Consider the following 17,123-nt stretch of genomic DNA (forward strand, 5'->3'; position numbering starts at 1 on the left):
GGGTTGATTCGGTGCAAGACGCCGCTTTCCGCAGGCGGCCGATAAGCCTTGCCCTCTAATTAACAGAGCACAAGATGATTTTGCTGTAAACTGAATTCTATGCTCGTTAGGTTTAACAGTATCTACTTTATTAAAATATCCTGAATTCTTATTTGGGTAGGAGGACCTTATGATATCGTTTAATAGAATTATAAAATTGCGGGATTTGGAAATTTTTCGAGTGTCAAAAAACGGAACAATCTTTTCTTATGTAGTTATTGAAGACACGAGAAAGCCATTTACAGAAGAAGATAAAAAACTAGATCCATTATGTTATATGGAGGAAGAAGATATTAACGCGATTTTAAATGTGTTTAGGATTTCATTAATCAATGATGAAAAATTAAGTGAAGAAGAGTCACTTTTTCTAAAATCGTTCTTTTCAGATTTTGTTAATAATACAAATTTAACGAATTTTATTATTACGGAATACATTCAAGAAGATTTGTATGATCATGACGTTAATATAAAATTTTTTAATAAAATTTTAAAGGATATAGGTTCAAATTATATTATTGAAGAATTTGATGAAATGAACTGGATTTATTTATCTCAAGATTAAAATATAACGATGGGTACTATATACAAAGCTAGTTTACATAAATACTTTTCTAAGAAGGCATATATTATAATTTAGAAGATACTAAGATTTTTGCAATCAATTTAATCCTTTAATATATTGTCCATGTGATAAAGGATTAAGGGGGATAAAAATGAATATTACAGTAGTTGAACATAATCCAAATTGGAAATACGAATATCTAAACGAAGAATACTCAATTAAGGAAATGCTTCAAAAAGAATTGGTAAATATTTTTCACATTGGAAGCACTTCTATTCAAAACTTAAAAGCAAAACCTATTATTGATATTCTATTGGTAGTTAATGACATTAGAAGGTTAGATAATTACTCAGACCAATTTGAGAAGCTCGGATATGAAGTAATGGGGGAGTTTGGAATCAAAGGAAGAAGGTATTACCGTAAAGGTGGGGATAATCGCACCCATCAAATTCACGCTTTTCAGTATGATAATATTCAAGAGATTGAAAGACACTTATCTTTTAGAGATTATCTTCGTCAAAATCAAATGGTAAGCAATGAATATGGAACATTAAAAGCTGAGTTAGCTCATAGATTTCCCAATGATATCGAGGGCTATAGTGATGGTAAGGATGCATTTGTTAAAAGAATCGAAAAAGAAGCGCTTAAATGGCATTGGCTTAATCGTTGAAATTAAAGAAAAAGAGTTAAACTAGTTAATATAATATTGTGTCTCAATACATTGTATACTCCATCAAAGTTAGTTACCATGATCATTCTTTCCCTAATTTATAAAAGAACGATCCCTTAATACACAGGGGGTCGTTCACTTTTTGACTCTCTCATTTATACACGACTTTATACATTGTTAAATTATCAACATTTCTATCACTCGTGAAACTGGAAGACTTGCATGAAAAACACTCTTTTTTATAAATATGGTAGTATTTTATATCTCGTCTTATATCTACCCTGAAATTTTCTAACCTAATTTTTGTGTAGAAATGGGCTGCTGTAGCTAAATATTAAATAACTATTGAAATTTCATAACAAATTAATATTGATCATATTTTATAAAATTAAAAAGGTAAGCAAATCAATAGATACATAAGAGTATCCTTCTCGAATTATGCATAACTGGTCAATTTATATTTTTAAGCAAAATAGTGATATAAAGTACAATATGTACGTTATAACGTTCGAGGAGGGGTTAATATTTCGCATAAGAGAAGTACTGACTTTTCAATAAAATGAATATTTCTAACGTTAAAATGATTCCATTGTTAAAATGGATCCTTAATCAAATAAGCAAGTTATTTGATAAGAATGGAGACTGCACTATACATTAATAATAAAGCCATAACTATATTAAACTGGCTTTTATACTTTGAGAGAAATTTTTGAAAAACCGAACCAAATAAACTCCAACAGAAAGTACTTACAAAGCCCACAAAAGCTAGAAATAAAGAATACATTATTAAACTAAAATTCGAGTTGTGATATGGAAGAATAAAGGTTGCTATAGCCGTTATACCATACAGAATACCTTTTGGATTTATAAATTGTAAAAGCATCCCCATGAAAAAACTGTTATTCCTGTTTTCATCGTTATTTTTATCATCATCTTTACTCAAAATAATTTTTATAGCTAGATAGACCATATAGATTGCTCCTAAGACCGTCATGAAAAACTCAATTTTTGGGATGGAATTTTGGAGTAAAACATTAAAATAACTACATAACAACATTACTATGAGAAAGCCTGCACCTACTCCTAAACAAAATTTTGTAGTCTTTCTCAAACCGTATTTGTTAGCAAATAACATGGCCATAATATTGTTAGGACCAGGGGTAAAACTGGTCACAAAAATATATAGCAAAAATGATAATAATGGCATATTTGTACCTCCTCTAATATGTATATTATAATGTTCAAAAAGGACGATATAACGTCGTGCTTTTTATTTTACATTATGGTCGTTATATTGTACATAGTGATAGGAGTGTATTTATGGAGGAAATAAATCTTATTATCGCCAAAAACCTAAAAAATTTTAGAGAAAGTAAGAAATTAAGTCTCGAAAAAGTTGCAGAATTAACTGGGGTAAGCAAGACAATGATAGGGCAAATTGAAAGAGGAGAATCGAGTCCTACAATTACAACTATTTGGAAAATAGCTAATGGATTAAAAATTTCTTTTACTTCATTAATAAATAATCCTCAGCCAGACACCAAAGTCATTTCAAAAACCGACATTCAAATATTATCTGAAGACAACGGAAAATATCAAGTCTACCCTTATTTTCCCTTCGAGGATGATAGGCGCTTTGAAGTTTATTCTGTAGAAATAGAAGAAGGTGGATCTCTAGACGCTGATTCGCATAGGGAAGGGACTGAAGAGTTCATAACTGTCTTTGAAGGCGAACTCACTATAAGTGTAAATAGCAATGAATATACGATAAAGAGTGGGAATGCTATTAGGTTCAAAGCTGATAGAGCTCATTCTTATTATAATCGCGGAAAAACATTAGCTAAATTAAGTATGATCATATATTATCCAGTTTAAATAGCGTTCTTCAAGAACGCTATTTTATTTTTGTATTAAACCGGTACAACTAATGAAAGATTTAATGGCCAACCAATAAAGCAGTGAATCGTTAGATACTATGTAGCTACAGCAGTAAGCTTACCTGTCCAAACAAAAAATAAAGAATAACCCTCTTACTGCAGTAGGAGATCAGCTCGATCCTATCAGCAGGATTGTTATATACCTCGGTCTTTTACTTTATCCAATATATTTAGCATTTGTAATTGCCTTATCTAGAAAAAATAAAAGCCGATAAATAAAGAAACTACATCTTTTAAAATGAAGCAGATGCTATAATGCTGTTACCGTTCGTACTCGAATATGTACGAATGAATCCTTGATCAGCATTGGCAACACCGAACAAATGCCTTTTTATCTGCAGTTGGCAAAAAAGAATGGCGTCACTGAAAAAGAAATGATCGCTTTAATAACCCATATGGCTTTTTATGTGGAATGGCCAAAAGCAGCTGCAGCACTGAATATTGTAGTGGAGCAATAATAACAAATCAAAATTATGTTTAAAAATAAGGTAGGGCGGTTAACCATTAGCGGCATAGAAAGTGGAAAGACTACTTCCTATGATTCTTAGATTTTTGTATTATATAGGTTTTTATGTTAGGTTGTGGATATCCTTCTGTTGTGTTAGAAAGGAGTGAATTCATATTTTAAAAATAGCAATTGCTTCAATCATTGCAGGGGTTTTGTTTAGTCTTTGTACAAAATTAGTGATGTATACAAGATGGTCCAAGTTGTTTGTAAAGGCTAATGAAGATACTCATAGGCCACTTAACTTTGCTCTTCTGGGGGCTTTATTTACCGTTATTATGTTCATTATGTTTTTAATTGTAAAACCTTTTACATAGGAATAACGTTATAGCTGGAGTGATCAATTATTAATCTTTCATATTTAGGAATAGGTTTTGTAGCTATTTTGCTATCTGCATTTTTGGTGAAGATGTTTGTTGCCAATGATACGCTATCTACCATTTTTTTAGTTTTGATTGCTGCTGTAGGAGCAGCAGCGATTTCTCACTTTCGCAGAAAATATAAGGAAAAATGAATTTAAACAGGAGCTGCAGTTAGTGTAGGGCTTAAAGCAACAATGCTTCATTTCATGTGACGGACTGGAAAAGAAATAGAAAAAGCTCCCTTTCATAAGGGAGCTTTAAAAGATTTTACTTAATCTATTCAAATTCTTTTAAAGGCCAATAAGCTAATTTAGCTTTTCCTACAATTTTGTCTACGGAGATTGTTCCTACTTCAGGTGATCTGCTATCTAAGCTGTACATTCTATTATCTCCCATGACAAATAATTGACCCTTTGGGACAGTTTTGCTGCCTATATAATCTTCAAGTTTAAAACCCTCAGTTAATGGGCCTGTTCCTATTTCTTTTTTATATTGATCTAAATAAGGCTCTTCATATCTTTTACCGTTTACATATAGCGTGTCATTGCGATATTCTACATGATCACCAGGTAAACCAATGACTCTTTTAATATAGTCTTTTTCCTTTGTAGCATGAAAAACGATAATATCAAATCTTTTTATATTATCTGGGTTATTTTTACCCACTTCATTAAGAATAATGTGTTCACTGTCTTTTAAAGTCGGCATCATCGATTCACCGTCTACTACTATAGGTGTAAATAGGTACTCTCTTACCACAAAAGCCAGAATACAGGCAATGATAATGGATTTAATCCACGAAAAAAGCTCTTTCTGTTTCAATTGAAAACTCCTCTACAAGCGTAATACATGTTTAAAAGTATAACATAATATATAGAAATAAACCTTTAATTTAACAATTAAAGGTTATATATGCTAGCATTTACAGCGGAAAAGAAGTAATTAATTCTGAGTATATTGGAAATTCTAATTATGCATATACAGGAGAATTAGTATTTAGTGAAAAATCCTTACTTATGGGTGGCGGTGTAGTAGGAGTTGGACGACAAGAAGACTCTAAAGATAAAGATACAATAAAAAAGGGTTATAACGCTGCTTCGTACTCGGATAAGTATGAATGAACACTTATAAAGAGCAGCCTCGTCATTGGCAAACGAGGCTGCTCTTTAATTTTTTTAGATACTTGTCCTACAAATTTTATTTTTCATCTTCACACACAGAAAAGTTTGTGATACAATTCACATGTGAAGATATCCATAAGGATCTAACACACTCTTGAATGTAAAGTAGAAAAAGCTATTTCACTCCGATGCCAATACGATTGAAATAGCTTTTTTTGCGTTCAGATTATAGATACGAAAAAATTGTTAGCATAATAAGGGAAGTTTATTTTTTGATTCTAACTAATGTTTTTTCAGGCATTTCAATAGCATCTATATCAAAATAATGGATGTTTAAAGTTAGTGCTCCTTTTCGCTTTTCAGCTTCTTCTCCTATCCAACAGCTATACAATTCAAAAAAATCTCCTGATTTAAGATAGTGATCCATCAATCGACACAGTGCAAGTAGTTTCTCTTTTGATTCTTTCAGTCTGCTTTTATTCATATATTCCGTGATTTCAATTCCCCAGTCACTTGACACTTCATAAACATAAGAAGTAGTAAAGTGATGTTTCTTTATGTTTAATCGATGCATTTTATCTGAAAAGCAGCTTCCAATAGTAACTATATCATCCAGTTCGTCATTAATAGGTAATTCTACATTCGAACCTATATAGGTGGCTAAACTCATTTGTATTCACTCCTTTTTCCATCTGAATAATCTATTACATTTCATAGAATTAACCTAATAAAAACTTACATAGCATGATTAAAAAGGTTTTTCCTTAAATTTTATTATAGATGATCAGGTTTTATTCGAGCTTGACTATTATTCTATTTAATATAAAGGGTAAGATTCTAATTTTTATAAAAAGAAAATATTGAAATACCAGAAGAATCACTTTTTGTTAGGGGAGATGAAAGTGCAATTGAAAGGATTCTTAATAATTTAATTTCTAATGCAATTCAGTATGGTTCTGATGGTAACGAGAATACCTTCTTATCATACAGCTGAATCCTTTGCAGCTTGGAACCTATTTCAAAGAGACCTTACACGTTTGTCAAAGAACAGTAAACATATTATTGTGGAGGGCGCAGGGCACCTTCTTCATGTTGATCAACCTCAAACCATTATTAATATTATTAAAGCTACATGGGAAGAAGTGAAAAATTAAGTTGGAGCTAATATAATACTTGTTCCAATAATCAAAAAAGCCTTTAGATTAATAAATCTAAAGGCTTTTAGTATAACTAGGTATTTAATATTCCTTGTATGCAACAGTTACATCCTTATAATCACTAGGACTGATTGGATCAAATAGATAATGGATTTTCAATTTGTGATGATCCATCCATTCTAATTTGTAGTTATCCTCGTAAAACATTCTGTAACCGTCATCGCCACGAATATCCACAAGTTTTTTTGATAATATTTTAAATTTCAACAGTTGATAGACCTCACTATGACGCGTTTCTTTAACTACAAACTCTTCATTCCTATTAGGGGAATAAAAAGCAGTGTATGTAGCATCGCTATCTATAATTAGCCACCAGCAAAAATTACTTACTATGAGAAAAGTCGCGCATATAACAGTAAGGGTTTTTAAAGTTTTATCTTTTAGTTTATACATAATAATCCTGGTAACAGATAATAGAATTACGATATTTATAGTCAGTTTAATAATATCCTGAGAAAAGTTGGAGCCTTGCACATAAATACCATTCGAATTTAAAACAAATATTATAATTCTTAGTAGAATACTTAATACACAAATTGATAACGTCACACTAAAATTTCTTCCCAAAATGATTTTACCTCTTCTAATTAGTGTTATAACCTTCAAAAACTTATCCAATATAGATTTGCACTAGCAATCAACCCAAAAGATATAAATCCTGCAATTTTTACAGGGTGAGTAATTTTATATGTAACAAAGGGGTTAACTCTTCTTATTACCTCTGCGAAGAGTAGAGTACCTATGGATGCGAGTGCTAGTCCAAGCAACAAAGCATTCTCCTTTAACTGAACAAAATCAAAAATTAAATAAATAAGAAAGACCCATAGATAAGCTAAAAAGATATTTAAAATAATAGATAATAAAAAATCTTTACAGTTCATAATTAACTCCCGTTACAATTTTTTCTAGTTTCTATGATTTTATCATAGAAACTTTTTTATATTGCTATTTAGTAACCATTTTTTCAGGAACTGTCATAAATATTTTTATTTAATTTGTAAAAATATTTTGAATTAATGATCGGTCTATGATAATATTTAAAACAGTAAATCATATATAAAATTTAAAATCACATATGTGATTCAGAAAGGATTTCTTCATGTCAGTAAAATCAGCAGAACGTGTATTAAGGGTATTTGAATTGATTGCTCAACACCCTGAGGGATTAACAGTAAAAGAGGTTAGTGATTTACTTTCGCTTCCGCAAAGCAGTACGTTTAACCTTGTGGGAACACTTCACAATGAAGGATATTTAAATCAGGACTCATTAAAGAGGTACAAGCTAGGGCCAAAGCTAATTCAAATTGGAACAGCGGCTATGGAATCATTGGATATATCTTCTGAAGGAAAGCCGCATTTAAAGAAACTGATGGAGGATGTTCAGGAAACTGTATTTATGGCTTTGTTGTCAGATGGGGAATTAGTCTATGTCGTTAAGATTGACAATAACCGTTCTATCAGAACAACAGCTCAGCCTGGTAACCGTAAGCCGCTCTATTGTACAGGGTTAGGAAAAACCTTTTTAGCTTTTCTTCCTAAAGATCAGCGAGAGCAGCTGCTTGAACATATAGAGCTACTGCCTATTACGGATTATACAATCACAGATAAAAAAGTGCTTAATGACAATCTAGATTCTTTTATTCAAATGGGCTATGCAATTGATGATGAAGAAAATGAGGAAGGGTTATTTTGCCTTGCTGCACCTGTATTTGGAGCAAAGGGAAGCATTCAAGCTGCTATTAGCGTAGCTGGCCCTAAGGAAAGAATGCTGAAACATAAGGACTTTATAGTAGAAAGGCTGCTTCAAACGTCAGCTAATATATCTTTTATCGCTGGATATGAAGAGGCAAAGAGATAAATGAAAAGAGGGGTAAGATGGATGTGATAAGCATGGGGGAAACAATGATTCTGTTTACCCCACACTCGAATGGAAAAATGAGATATGCTAAAGATTTTTCTTCGAAAATTGCAGGGGCAGAAAGTAATACGTTAATTGCCCTTTCAAAACTAGGTTATCAAACGGGATGGTTTAGCCGATTAGGCAAAGACGAGCTAGGAGAGCGGATTCTTTCAAGTATTAAAGGAGAAGGAATAGATGTAAGACATGTAATATTTGATGATAATGCTCCTACAGGTCTGTTTTTAAAACAAAAAACAAATGAAATGAATAGTAAAGTGTTTTATTACAGACAAGGTTCAGCAGCAAGCTTTATGAATCCGCGTGATATGAATGAAGAGTATATCTCTTCTGCAAAATACTTATATGTGACAGGAATTACACCTGCGCTGAGCGATTCCTGCCACGAAGCTATTTTTCAAGCGATGAAAGCTGCTAAAAAAAATGGTGTGAAAATAGTGTTTGATCCAAATTTGCGAAAGACGCTTTGGGATGAATCAGCTGCGCGCCAAACACTCATTAAAATGGCTACATATGCGGATATTGTCTTACCAGGAATGAATGAAGGTCAGTTTTTATTTGAGAAGGATAATCCTGAAGATATTGCATCAGCGTTTCATCAATTAGGTGCAGAACTAGTTGTTATTAAGCTAGGTGAAGAAGGAGCTTATTATTCAACTAAAAATGAATCCGCTTACGTAGAAGGTTTTAAAGTTGCTAGAGTGATAGATCCAGTAGGAGCTGGTGATGGGTTCGCCGCGGGGATACTATCGGGACTAATAGATAAATCCTCTTTAAAAGAAACGGTCAGAAGAGGGTGTGCTATAGGAGCTATGGTCGTAACCGTAGAGGGTGACATTGAAGGCTTGCCGGATAAAAAAGAGCTTTACGAATTTATGAATGCGATTACAAAAGAAGACGTTATACGATAAAAGAAAGGGGCTTACCAATGACGGATAGTTTATCACATTTACTAGAGCATAAAATCGTTGCGATTATTAGAGGAGCCAAACCGCAGGATGTAGTGAAAATTGCTTCTGCGCTTAATGACGGCGGTGTAAAAAATATAGAAATTACTCTAAATTCGCCGGACGCACTTTCAGCCATTAAAGAGGTTTCTACAGAGCTGGGTGATCAAGTGTTAGTAGGAGCAGGTACAGTGCTTGATCCTGAAACAGCACGTTCAGCTATTTTAGCAGGAGCAAAGTTTATCCTTTCTCCAACTGTTAACACGGAAACGATTAAACTAACGAAAAGATACGGTGCGGTGAGTATTCCAGGGGCTTTTTCACCTACTGAAATTCTAACGGCATATGAAAATGGGGGAGATATTATAAAAGTATTTCCTGCTAGGCTGGGTGCTAGCTATATTAAAGATATTCGAGGGCCGCTTCCCCATATTCCACTTCTTCCAACAGGAGGAGTGAGCTTAGACAATATTCAAGAATTTGAAGAAGCAGGTGCTGTAGGGTTTGGTATTGGAAGTTCTTTAGTTGATACAAAACGTGAAATTACTCATGCATACCTGCAGGAGTTAACACAAAAGGCTAAAGCATACGTAGCCGCAGTAAATCGTATAACGAAAGGGGAAAAAGTACATGAAAATTACTAATTATGAATTGTTCCAAGTGCCGCCACGCTGGTTATTTTTAAAAATAGAAACAGACGAAGGAATTGTTGGATGGGGAGAACCTGTTATCGAAGGAAGAGCCTCTACCGTTAAAGCTGCAGTAGATGAGCTGATGGAGTATCTTATTGGCAAAGATCCATTAAATATTGAAGATCATTGGAACGTTATGTACCGAGGCGGCTTCTATCGAGGCGGACCTATTTTAATGAGTGCCATATCAGGGATTGACCAAGCTCTGTGGGACATCAAAGGAAAATATTACGATGCTCCTGTACATCAACTGTTAGGCGGAAAAGCAAGAGAATCTATTAAAGTATATTCTTGGATTGGAGGAGACCGGCCTTCAGATGTAGGTGAAGCAGCAAGAGAAGTTGTTTCACAAGGATTTACAGCAGTAAAAATGAATGGAACAGAAGAGCTTCAATATGTGGATTCATATGAAAAAATTGATCAAGTAGTAGAACGTATTGCTGCTGTCAGAGAAGCAGTGGGACCTTATGTAGGAATAGGTATTGATTTTCACGGACGTGTACATAAGCCAATGGCAAAGATTTTAGCTAAAGAACTAGAGGTCTATCGCCCAATGTTTATCGAGGAGCCGGTTTTGCCGGAAAACAATGAGGCGTTAAGAGAAATTGCCAATCACGTATCCATTCCTATCGCTACAGGAGAAAGAATGTTTTCAAAATGGGAGTTTAAAAAGCTCTTAACGGACGGATACGTCGATATTATTCAGCCTGATTTATCACATGCAGGAGGAATTACAGAATGTAAGAAAATTATTTCAATGGCTGAAGCCTTTGATGTAGCGGCTGCACCTCATTGCCCGTTAGGACCAATTGCATTAGCTGCGTGTCTTCAAGTAGATGCAACGTGTCACAACGCATTTATTCAAGAGCAAAGCTTAGGCATTCATTACAACCAAGGCAGTGATTTACTAGATTATATTGTTGATAACCACGTATTTAAATACGAAGAAGGCTTCGTGAAAATTCCTGATGGACCTGGTTTAGGTATTGAGATTAACGAAGACCATGTTAGAAAAATGGCTGATATCGGCCATAATTGGCGTAATCCAGTATGGCGTCATAAAGACGGTTCTGTAGCGGAATGGTAAAGGGGAAACCATTTTAGTACAAAAGATCTGATTGGCAAATGACCGTCAGTCAGATCTTCTTCTTAAACTATTATATACAGGGGGATAAGGGAATGAAGGGGTATAGCGAAAAGCCGACTCGCATTAGATTTCGTGTTTTAGCATTTATTTTCGTAAGCGTTGTCATCAACTATATGGATCGAAGTAATATTTCTGTAGCTGCCACAGCCATGTCCAAAGATCTAAAGCTATCATCAGTAGAACTGGGTCTCATATTTTCAGCCTTTGGATGGGCTTATGCTGCTTTGCAAATACCAGGAGGGGTAATGGCTGACCGTTTTGGTGCTCGTGCTACGTATGCCTTTAGCTTAATTACTTGGTCTATAGTTACGCTGTTGCAAGGGTTTACTAAGGGATTTGTGAGTCTTTTTGGTCTGCGTCTAGCTACAGGAGCATTTGAAGCACCAGCTTTTCCGACCAATAATAAAGTAGTCACCAGCTGGTTTCCAAATCAGGAAAGAGCATCAGCTATTGCTTTTTATACTTCAGGACAGTTTGCAGGGCTAGCATTTTTAACACCTACACTAGTTACCATTCAGCACTTTTTAGGGTGGAGAGGTCTGTTTATTACTACCGGGATTATCGGTATAGCGTGGGGCATTATATGGTATATCTTTTATCGTGATCCTTCTCAGCATAATAAAGTAAATAAAGCAGAATTACAGCATATCGAAGAAGGTGGAGGCTTAGTTAAAGCTGCTGATACGAGAGGAGAAAGAGCAAAGTTCGAATGGGGAAATCTTAAAGAAGCCTTTTCTCACAGAAAGCTATGGGGCATCTACTTAGGACAGTTTGCCGTCAACTCTACTTTATGGTTCTTCCTTACATGGTTTCCAACGTACCTTGTGGAATATAGAGGGTTAGATTTCTTGAAATCAGGATTCTTAGCATCAGCCCCGTTTTTAGCAGCGTTTGTAGGAGTATTATTATCTGGCTTTGTATCTGACGCCTTAGTGAAAAAAGGAGTATCACTAGGGATTGCAAGAAAAACACCTATTATCGTAGGTCTGCTTTTATCAACTTCAATTATCGGAGCCAATTATGTAAATAGCACATCTCTCATTATCATGTTTATGGCTATTGCGTTTTTTGGAAATGGCCTAGCTTCTATTACATGGGTGTTTGTCTCAACGCTAGCACCTAAACACTTAGTCGGTTTGACAGGTGGAGTCTTTAACTTTATTGGAGGTCTAGCTTCTATCATCGTTCCAATTGTTATTGGTTTCTTAGCTAAAGGAGGAAACTTTGCTCCAGCGCTAGTATTCATAGCTGCATTGGCTCTTTTAGGAGCACTTTCGTATATCTTCCTTGTAGGAAAAGTGGAAAGAATTAAAGTGATTAAAGATAAAGAATTGAATCGAGATATTGTGTAAGGTTGTTTATAGTTTTATAGGAATCATACATCTGAAATTATTTGTGGCTGGATTAAAAGAGAATTCGTAAAAGTTTTATTAAAGATAGAGCATAAATTTTGTTGGAGACCAACGGGTTTATGCTTTTTTTACTTATAAAAAAGGATTTCAGTCCCTACAAGAATAAGATTATTAGGTTAGGTAGTAGTGATATTCATGAATACAAAAAACATGATAAAATATACAAAGTTTCTACCTTTTATTAACAATAGTCAAAGAATAATAGATAGAAAATGGTTATTAGAGAATGGAAGGTGTATTTATGAAAAAGGTTTTAACAACTTAAACTGTATTATTGCTAGCATTATCAGCTTGCAGCAGTAATCAAAACAAGTAAATAAGAGCAGACCTTCCTTATAGTAGGGCCTGTTTTTTTCTTTTTCTAAAAAGGAGCCGATGTTGTTTGTCCATGTGTCAAAGTCAACAGTATAAGCAGTCTTTATTCATAGATGATTGTTACAATACTAACAGTGCAGGTTCGATTAAAAGCCTAAGAAAGAAATAAAATCGGAGGTAGCAAAATGGGGAAGAGTGGAATGTTTAAAGATTTTAATTTTAAACTAGTGGTTGTTGAAGCTTTATTAGATCAAGACCCGTTATTTCTAAAAGAATTAACCGACTTAAAAGATAAGTATATGAATAATTTTGAATGGTATTCTGGAGCTAGACTCATTGTTGAAATTAAAGATTATTTAGAAGAGTTATCCTTGGAAAAAAGTGATTTGGAAAAGGTTGAATCCCTTTGCTTTGATGGAGGTAATGAAATTTATCATATTCTAAAGCCAGATTGGGATGGAGAAGACAGCTTATTTGACGTACTATCTGTTGAAGGATTTCAGAACTTAAAGAATCTAAAAACAGTGGACTATATTTCAATGTGTCATCTAGGAGTATTAGAACCATTCAAGGAAGCCGGAATTAAGATTGAGGATTAATGAGAAGGACGTTATTGTAGTAAGGGAAGCAATTCGTCTTTATGAAGAATAAAGAGAGAACCAGTAATGAAATATAATGTTCAAATTTATGAAGATAACCAAGGAATGCTTATGATAGATGTTCCTGATGAAATTTTTTTAGTTATAGATTTATTATTAAGTGATGTACAAGAAGATGGATCGAAAATATGGATAGATGTAATTAATAAAGTACTTTCAAAGCAATCTTCTTATGAAGAATTAATTGGAAATGCCTGTACTATAGAAATTAAATATGATGTAACAAAAATTGTGAATGAATATGCTGAAGAGGACCAAAAGCCGTATTGTCTAATTGAAACAGCTGAGCTAAAACAGATTCTGCTTAAATGGGATGATGCTGTTAGAAATAAATATGCGGAATAGAAATTAATTAATTTAAAAGTATGGTGGAGCCTTTATAGGAGATGAAGAAAAAATAAATCTCTTATAAAGGCTTCTTTTTATTTCTTTCTAGCTCACATAAAACGTATTATCGGCAGAAAAAGAGTACCTAATCACTTGTCGGTACTTTTTTCAGATATTAATACAGATTCATAGACAAACCAATAAACTAATGGTTATACGATAATCAAAATAAATCCATTTTCAAAAGAAATTTGTTAAGATTACAATATATGTATGGAAAGATTAAATGTTCATGTAGATACATTTGGCATACACAGAAAGGGGAAAAAATTTTGTCGATTTACCATAAAGTAATTGGAGATGGATATCCCATCATTATGTTGCATGGTTGGACACTTGACCATCAAGTGATGTTAAATGCAATGGAACCGTTATTCGAGAAACGAAGCCATTGGAAGAGAATATACATAGACTTACCAGGGATGGGGAAATCCGAGCCTCAATTGTCTATTCAGAACTCTGATAATATGTTAGAAGCGATATTACGTCTTTTGGACGAAATTATTCCTGACCAACAGTTTATTGTTTGTGGCAATTCATATGGAGGGTACATTGCGAGAGGTATAGTTCGTTCACGCCAGGACAAAGTTCGTGGATTACTACTAATGGCACCATTGATTATACCTGAATATGATGAAAGGGTGGTGCCCCAACAGACTGTTCTAAAGAAAGACAACGACTTGATATCAAGTCTGTCTTCAGAGGAAGCTGATGAATTTTGTTCCATGGGGGTAGTCCAAGGTCAAACTGAATGGGAGAGGTTTCAAAATGAAATTTTACTTCCTTCTAAACAAACAAATCATGAATTTGTAAATAACATTCGTCAAAATGGATATGGCTTTACATTTGATATTTCATTTAAACTTGAGCATCCCACACTCATTATAACAGGGCGTCAGGATAATGTAGTGGGATATCAGGATGCGTGGCAACTGATCGAAGATTACCCAAGGGCAACTTTTGCAGTGCTTGATATGGCTGGTCACAACCTACAAATTGAACAAACTGATGTATTTAACGTATTAGTGCATAACTGGTTAAACAGACTTGAACTGGACAACTTTTGATTGGTATAAGTTATCTTTATACTCATACTTAACATAACCAACATTATAGAAGCCAATTGAATAAGTAGAAAGCTACAACTAAAAATGAATGAAACAAACACCCTCAAGTTCTCTATACTGTTGAATTTGAGGGTGTTATGTCATATTTAAAGTATTAACTATTTTTCATTAATAGTAGAGACATTAATAGAAAACTCCTCAATAACTTAACCTCTATAAACACTAGCACATGTATCAGGTTTTGGTTCATAATAACAATGATTTTTAAATTGACCAGATGCAGGTTGACCGTACCATGTTGGAGGGCACGGAGCATGTGGATTAAAATACCACAGAGCAAATTTTGCTGGGTGTTGTCTCCAATAATCCAAATTCTGCTTTGCTAATCTTTTTTCAACACCTCTTGCTCTTTGATAAAACACATTGCCTTTTTGAACAGCTTCAAACGAATAATTCCCCCCCTGGACTTGATAAATGACTTGTGAAACGGTTCTTAAATTTTTAAAGTCTATACAATTTGCTGCAAGACGATTAACAATTACATTTCCCACATATAACATTCCTTGTCTTCCTTCACCTTCAGCTTCTGCTCGCATCATCCTTGCCATTAAGTTAATGTCTGAATTACTGTACTTTACTCTTGCCATTTATTCACCCCCAAAACATAGTATGAAAAAAAGCCTATATTGATGTCATTGTTTATAAGCTAGCAATGCTTAGCTTTCACATATCATCGCGCATATTTAATCATTACCATTAAATAAATTGATACTAATTGGCTACCGCAGTAGGTGATCGTTAGATGCTTATCGAATACGTTATAGGCAGTAACATTGTAAATCGAATGCCTCAAGTTTTAAAAATATGCCTTCGCAATAAATATCATCTCTCAGCCTGTACTAGTTACAAATCTGGCACTGATTCATTTGTGCAATTTACTAATATTAAAATTTTAAGGAGAGAGAAAATGGGAACATTATTTAATCAACCAACACGAAAAGATTATTTTGATAATGATGCTGTTAAATTTCTTGATACAGTAAAAACTCTTGCAAGAGATCATGGCCTGACAGTTGAAGAGACCTGTCGTGTTTTAGAACTATCTATGAAAATTGATGATTATGATCGCAAAGATGAACACATAGTAGCGTTAGAACGATTAATAAAAGATTTAATTAATGAAATTTCTATGTTAAGAGAAAAGTTATAACATATAAAGTAGAAAAAACATCTAGAGAGTAAGACGTTTCTTCTACTTTAAGATGGCTAAAACACAGTTAAATCAAAAAAGAGAAGGTTTTTAACCTTCTCTTTTTCTATATCATCTATGTTTAAATACTCTTTTTCATCCCGCATTCTCGACATTCACGTAAGAATACGCCACCCTTTACAGAACTTTTGAAGTAAGATGAATTGCAGTTATCGCATCGGACACTAACTTTATTCGGAAATTCAGCATAGTCGTAAACTTTATCAAGGATGATTTTTTGCTACTCTTTCTCTTCTATAAGGAAAAGAGGTATCAGAGAGAGCAATTAAAAATACTTCATCATATAAAGCCATGGCAAAAGCATTAGAAAATCTTTCAAAGGAAGATATTGCTTCATTGTTAAACATGCATAAAAGTTTATTGACTTCTTTAAAAGAAATGCACTTCTAACAAGTAAAGAGCCTAATTGGATATTCAATTTGCTTTCTTATTTTCCTACCGATAACACTTTTTATATTAACTAAAGGCGTATATCATATACAACTTAAACATAGAAAAAACTACTGCTCCTGTACAGTAGTTTTTTCTGTTACTTGAATTTTATTTAAAAGGGTCTATGAGAGAATGCTTCACAGCATCTTGAGCAGTTTGTTCAATTCACTATTTATTATTCATTTTATAAATTTAAATAAAAAAGAAGATATTCAATTTTTATTGAGGTTGGGTCTTTTGTTATTCAAATTCATACGAGATTTTTTATTGTCTAGTAGATGCTTAATTTCTTTGAAGCTTACAAAACTTTTATTTTGTTGATCTAAAAGTCGAAAACGAAGGGACTTCAAGCTTGTGCTTAGTGTAATTGTTGTTGCTTTCTGTAATGGTGGCGTAGACTCATGCGCCTTTTCTAAATTATAGTTTGGAACTCTTGGAGCCAAGTGATGTACATGATGGAAACC

20 protein-coding genes and 3 pseudogenes are annotated in these 17,123 nt (G+C 33.7%); 15 read left to right on the top strand and 8 right to left on the bottom strand.

Translation table 11 applies throughout. The features are described 5' to 3' along the window. Positions 1–169 precede the first annotated feature (169 nt). Both AC0KUU_RS06200 and AC0KUU_RS06205 read left to right on the top strand, forming a co-directional pair. Positions 170–601, top strand: a complete 432-nt coding sequence (locus AC0KUU_RS06200; protein ID WP_098332779.1) for a terpene synthase — start codon at positions 170–172, stop codon at positions 599–601. Between the two features lie 151 nt (positions 602–752). Beyond that, positions 753–1,271: a GrpB family protein gene (locus AC0KUU_RS06205; protein WP_280560069.1), complete on the top strand. Its 519-nt coding sequence runs from the start codon at positions 753–755 to the stop codon at positions 1,269–1,271. 622 nt (positions 1,272–1,893) lie between these two features. On the opposite strand, the gene AC0KUU_RS06210 is transcribed toward AC0KUU_RS06205, so the two are convergent. Next, positions 1,894–2,478 carry a LysE family transporter gene (locus tag AC0KUU_RS06210; protein ID WP_162214749.1) on the bottom strand — a complete coding sequence of 195 codons (585 nt, stop codon included), beginning with the start codon at positions 2,476–2,478 and terminating at the stop codon, positions 1,894–1,896. A gap of 113 nt (positions 2,479–2,591) precedes the next feature. Between AC0KUU_RS06210 and AC0KUU_RS06215 the strand changes: the two genes are divergently transcribed. Together AC0KUU_RS06215 and AC0KUU_RS06220 are read left to right on the top strand one after the other, a co-directional pair. Beyond that, positions 2,592–3,146, top strand: a complete 555-nt coding sequence (locus tag AC0KUU_RS06215) for a helix-turn-helix domain-containing protein (RefSeq protein WP_028409913.1) — start codon at positions 2,592–2,594, stop codon at positions 3,144–3,146. Positions 3,147–3,468: 322 nt separating this feature from the next. After that, positions 3,469–3,666, top strand: a pseudogene (locus tag AC0KUU_RS06220) (carboxymuconolactone decarboxylase family protein); the annotation flags it as partial. Between the two features lie 685 nt (positions 3,667–4,351). Here the strand turns inward: AC0KUU_RS06220 and lepB are convergent. Together lepB and AC0KUU_RS06230 are read right to left on the bottom strand one after the other, a co-directional pair. Beyond that, on the bottom strand, positions 4,352–4,897 hold the full coding sequence (gene lepB, locus AC0KUU_RS06225) for a signal peptidase I (RefSeq protein WP_280560068.1): 546 nt from the start codon (positions 4,895–4,897) through the stop codon (positions 4,352–4,354). A gap of 564 nt (positions 4,898–5,461) precedes the next feature. Then, positions 5,462–5,866 (bottom strand): hypothetical protein, encoded by a 405-nt coding sequence (locus AC0KUU_RS06230; protein ID WP_280560067.1) that lies wholly within the window; start codon positions 5,864–5,866, stop codon positions 5,462–5,464. A gap of 189 nt (positions 5,867–6,055) precedes the next feature. Between AC0KUU_RS06230 and AC0KUU_RS06235 the strand changes: the two are divergent. Both AC0KUU_RS06235 and AC0KUU_RS06240 read left to right on the top strand, forming a co-directional pair. After that, a pseudogene (locus AC0KUU_RS06235) lies at positions 6,056–6,160 on the top strand (sensor histidine kinase); the annotation flags it as partial. Between the two features lie 73 nt (positions 6,161–6,233). Beyond that, positions 6,234–6,350, top strand: coding sequence for an alpha/beta fold hydrolase (locus tag AC0KUU_RS06240; protein WP_237074268.1), 117 nt, complete (start codon positions 6,234–6,236; stop codon positions 6,348–6,350). An 84-nt stretch (positions 6,351–6,434) separates the two neighbouring features. On the opposite strand, the gene AC0KUU_RS06245 is transcribed toward AC0KUU_RS06240, so the two are convergent. Together AC0KUU_RS06245 and AC0KUU_RS06250 are read right to left on the bottom strand one after the other, a co-directional pair. Then, positions 6,435–6,962 carry a hypothetical protein gene (locus tag AC0KUU_RS06245; RefSeq protein WP_237074269.1) on the bottom strand — a complete coding sequence of 176 codons (528 nt, stop codon included), beginning with the start codon at positions 6,960–6,962 and terminating at the stop codon, positions 6,435–6,437. Positions 6,963–7,015: 53 nt separating this feature from the next. Further along, on the bottom strand, positions 7,016–7,294 hold the full coding sequence (locus AC0KUU_RS06250; RefSeq protein ID WP_162214744.1) for a hypothetical protein: 279 nt from the start codon (positions 7,292–7,294) through the stop codon (positions 7,016–7,018). 218 nt (positions 7,295–7,512) lie between these two features. Here AC0KUU_RS06250 and AC0KUU_RS06255 point away from each other — a divergent pair, with 218 nt between their 5' ends. From AC0KUU_RS06255 to AC0KUU_RS06290, 8 genes are all read left to right on the top strand, one after another. Next, on the top strand, positions 7,513–8,271 hold the full coding sequence (locus AC0KUU_RS06255; protein ID WP_043980955.1) for an IclR family transcriptional regulator: 759 nt from the start codon (positions 7,513–7,515) through the stop codon (positions 8,269–8,271). A gap of 17 nt (positions 8,272–8,288) precedes the next feature. Then, positions 8,289–9,242 (top strand): sugar kinase, encoded by a 954-nt coding sequence (locus AC0KUU_RS06260; protein ID WP_322552339.1) that lies wholly within the window; start codon positions 8,289–8,291, stop codon positions 9,240–9,242. Between the two features lie 17 nt (positions 9,243–9,259). Next, positions 9,260–9,922: a bifunctional 4-hydroxy-2-oxoglutarate aldolase/2-dehydro-3-deoxy-phosphogluconate aldolase gene (locus tag AC0KUU_RS06265; RefSeq protein ID WP_043980959.1), complete on the top strand. Its 663-nt coding sequence runs from the start codon at positions 9,260–9,262 to the stop codon at positions 9,920–9,922. Beyond that, positions 9,909–11,057 carry a galactonate dehydratase gene (gene dgoD, locus AC0KUU_RS06270; RefSeq protein WP_028409932.1) on the top strand — a complete coding sequence of 383 codons (1,149 nt, stop codon included), beginning with the start codon at positions 9,909–9,911 and terminating at the stop codon, positions 11,055–11,057. The genes AC0KUU_RS06265 and dgoD overlap by 14 nt, the downstream gene beginning before the upstream one ends. A 92-nt stretch (positions 11,058–11,149) precedes the next feature. Then, complete coding sequence (locus AC0KUU_RS06275) at positions 11,150–12,469, top strand: MFS transporter (protein ID WP_322552338.1); 1,320 nt, start codon at positions 11,150–11,152, stop codon at positions 12,467–12,469. A gap of 560 nt (positions 12,470–13,029) precedes the next feature. After that, entirely contained in the window at positions 13,030–13,443 is a 414-nt protein-coding gene (locus AC0KUU_RS06280; protein ID WP_043980963.1) for a DUF6892 domain-containing protein, read from the top strand. Positions 13,444–13,509: 66 nt separating this feature from the next. Continuing rightward, a complete protein-coding gene (locus tag AC0KUU_RS06285) occupies positions 13,510–13,848 on the top strand; it encodes a hypothetical protein (RefSeq protein WP_043980965.1) in 339 nt (112 codons plus the stop codon). Between the two features lie 314 nt (positions 13,849–14,162). Then, positions 14,163–14,957, top strand: coding sequence for an alpha/beta fold hydrolase (locus tag AC0KUU_RS06290; RefSeq protein WP_043980967.1), 795 nt, complete (start codon positions 14,163–14,165; stop codon positions 14,955–14,957). A 206-nt stretch (positions 14,958–15,163) separates the two neighbouring features. Here the strand turns inward: AC0KUU_RS06290 and AC0KUU_RS06295 are convergent, their stop codons facing one another. Next, complete coding sequence (locus AC0KUU_RS06295; RefSeq protein ID WP_028409572.1) at positions 15,164–15,604, bottom strand: cell wall hydrolase; 441 nt, start codon at positions 15,602–15,604, stop codon at positions 15,164–15,166. A gap of 155 nt (positions 15,605–15,759) precedes the next feature. Between AC0KUU_RS06295 and AC0KUU_RS06300 the strand changes: the two genes are divergently transcribed. After that, the gene (locus AC0KUU_RS06300; protein WP_237074275.1) at positions 15,760–16,167 is read left to right on the top strand and encodes a hypothetical protein; all 408 of its coding nucleotides are present in this window, start codon (positions 15,760–15,762) and stop codon (positions 16,165–16,167) included. 121 nt (positions 16,168–16,288) lie between these two features. Here the strand turns inward: AC0KUU_RS06300 and AC0KUU_RS06305 are convergent, their stop codons facing one another. Both AC0KUU_RS06305 and AC0KUU_RS06310 read right to left on the bottom strand, forming a co-directional pair. Continuing rightward, a complete protein-coding gene (locus AC0KUU_RS06305) occupies positions 16,289–16,441 on the bottom strand; it encodes a DUF8096 family protein (protein WP_471873465.1) in 153 nt (50 codons plus the stop codon). Positions 16,442–16,871: 430 nt separating this feature from the next. Continuing rightward, positions 16,872–17,123, bottom strand: a pseudogene (locus AC0KUU_RS06310) (fatty acid desaturase); the annotation flags it as partial.

The sequence above is a fragment of the Priestia sp. ST2 genome, from assembly GCF_055810735.1.

Bases quoted from the DNA above. Each gene is read 5' to 3' on its own strand.
- AC0KUU_RS06215 (WP_028409913.1), top strand. From the start codon at position 2,592: ATGGAGGAAATAAATCTTATTATCGCCAAAAACCTAAAAAATTTTAGA.
- AC0KUU_RS06250 (WP_162214744.1), bottom strand. From the start codon at position 7,294: ATGAACTGTAAAGATTTTTTATTATCTATTATTTTAAATATCTTTTTA.
- AC0KUU_RS06200 (WP_098332779.1), top strand. From the start codon at position 170: ATGATATCGTTTAATAGAATTATAAAATTGCGGGATTTGGAAATTTTT.
- AC0KUU_RS06255 (WP_043980955.1), top strand. From the start codon at position 7,513: ATGTCAGTAAAATCAGCAGAACGTGTATTAAGGGTATTTGAATTGATT.
- AC0KUU_RS06275 (WP_322552338.1), top strand. From the start codon at position 11,150: ATGAAGGGGTATAGCGAAAAGCCGACTCGCATTAGATTTCGTGTTTTA.
- AC0KUU_RS06210 (WP_162214749.1), bottom strand. From the start codon at position 2,478: ATGCCATTATTATCATTTTTGCTATATATTTTTGTGACCAGTTTTACC.
- dgoD (WP_028409932.1), top strand. From the start codon at position 9,909: ATGAAAATTACTAATTATGAATTGTTCCAAGTGCCGCCACGCTGGTTA.
- AC0KUU_RS06300 (WP_237074275.1), top strand. From the start codon at position 15,760: ATGCTTATCGAATACGTTATAGGCAGTAACATTGTAAATCGAATGCCT.
- AC0KUU_RS06265 (WP_043980959.1), top strand. From the start codon at position 9,260: ATGACGGATAGTTTATCACATTTACTAGAGCATAAAATCGTTGCGATT.
- AC0KUU_RS06205 (WP_280560069.1), top strand. From the start codon at position 753: ATGAATATTACAGTAGTTGAACATAATCCAAATTGGAAATACGAATAT.
- AC0KUU_RS06295 (WP_028409572.1), bottom strand. From the start codon at position 15,604: ATGGCAAGAGTAAAGTACAGTAATTCAGACATTAACTTAATGGCAAGG.
- AC0KUU_RS06230 (WP_280560067.1), bottom strand. From the start codon at position 5,866: ATGAGTTTAGCCACCTATATAGGTTCGAATGTAGAATTACCTATTAAT.
- AC0KUU_RS06285 (WP_043980965.1), top strand. From the start codon at position 13,510: ATGAAATATAATGTTCAAATTTATGAAGATAACCAAGGAATGCTTATG.
- AC0KUU_RS06280 (WP_043980963.1), top strand. From the start codon at position 13,030: ATGGGGAAGAGTGGAATGTTTAAAGATTTTAATTTTAAACTAGTGGTT.
- AC0KUU_RS06260 (WP_322552339.1), top strand. From the start codon at position 8,289: ATGGATGTGATAAGCATGGGGGAAACAATGATTCTGTTTACCCCACAC.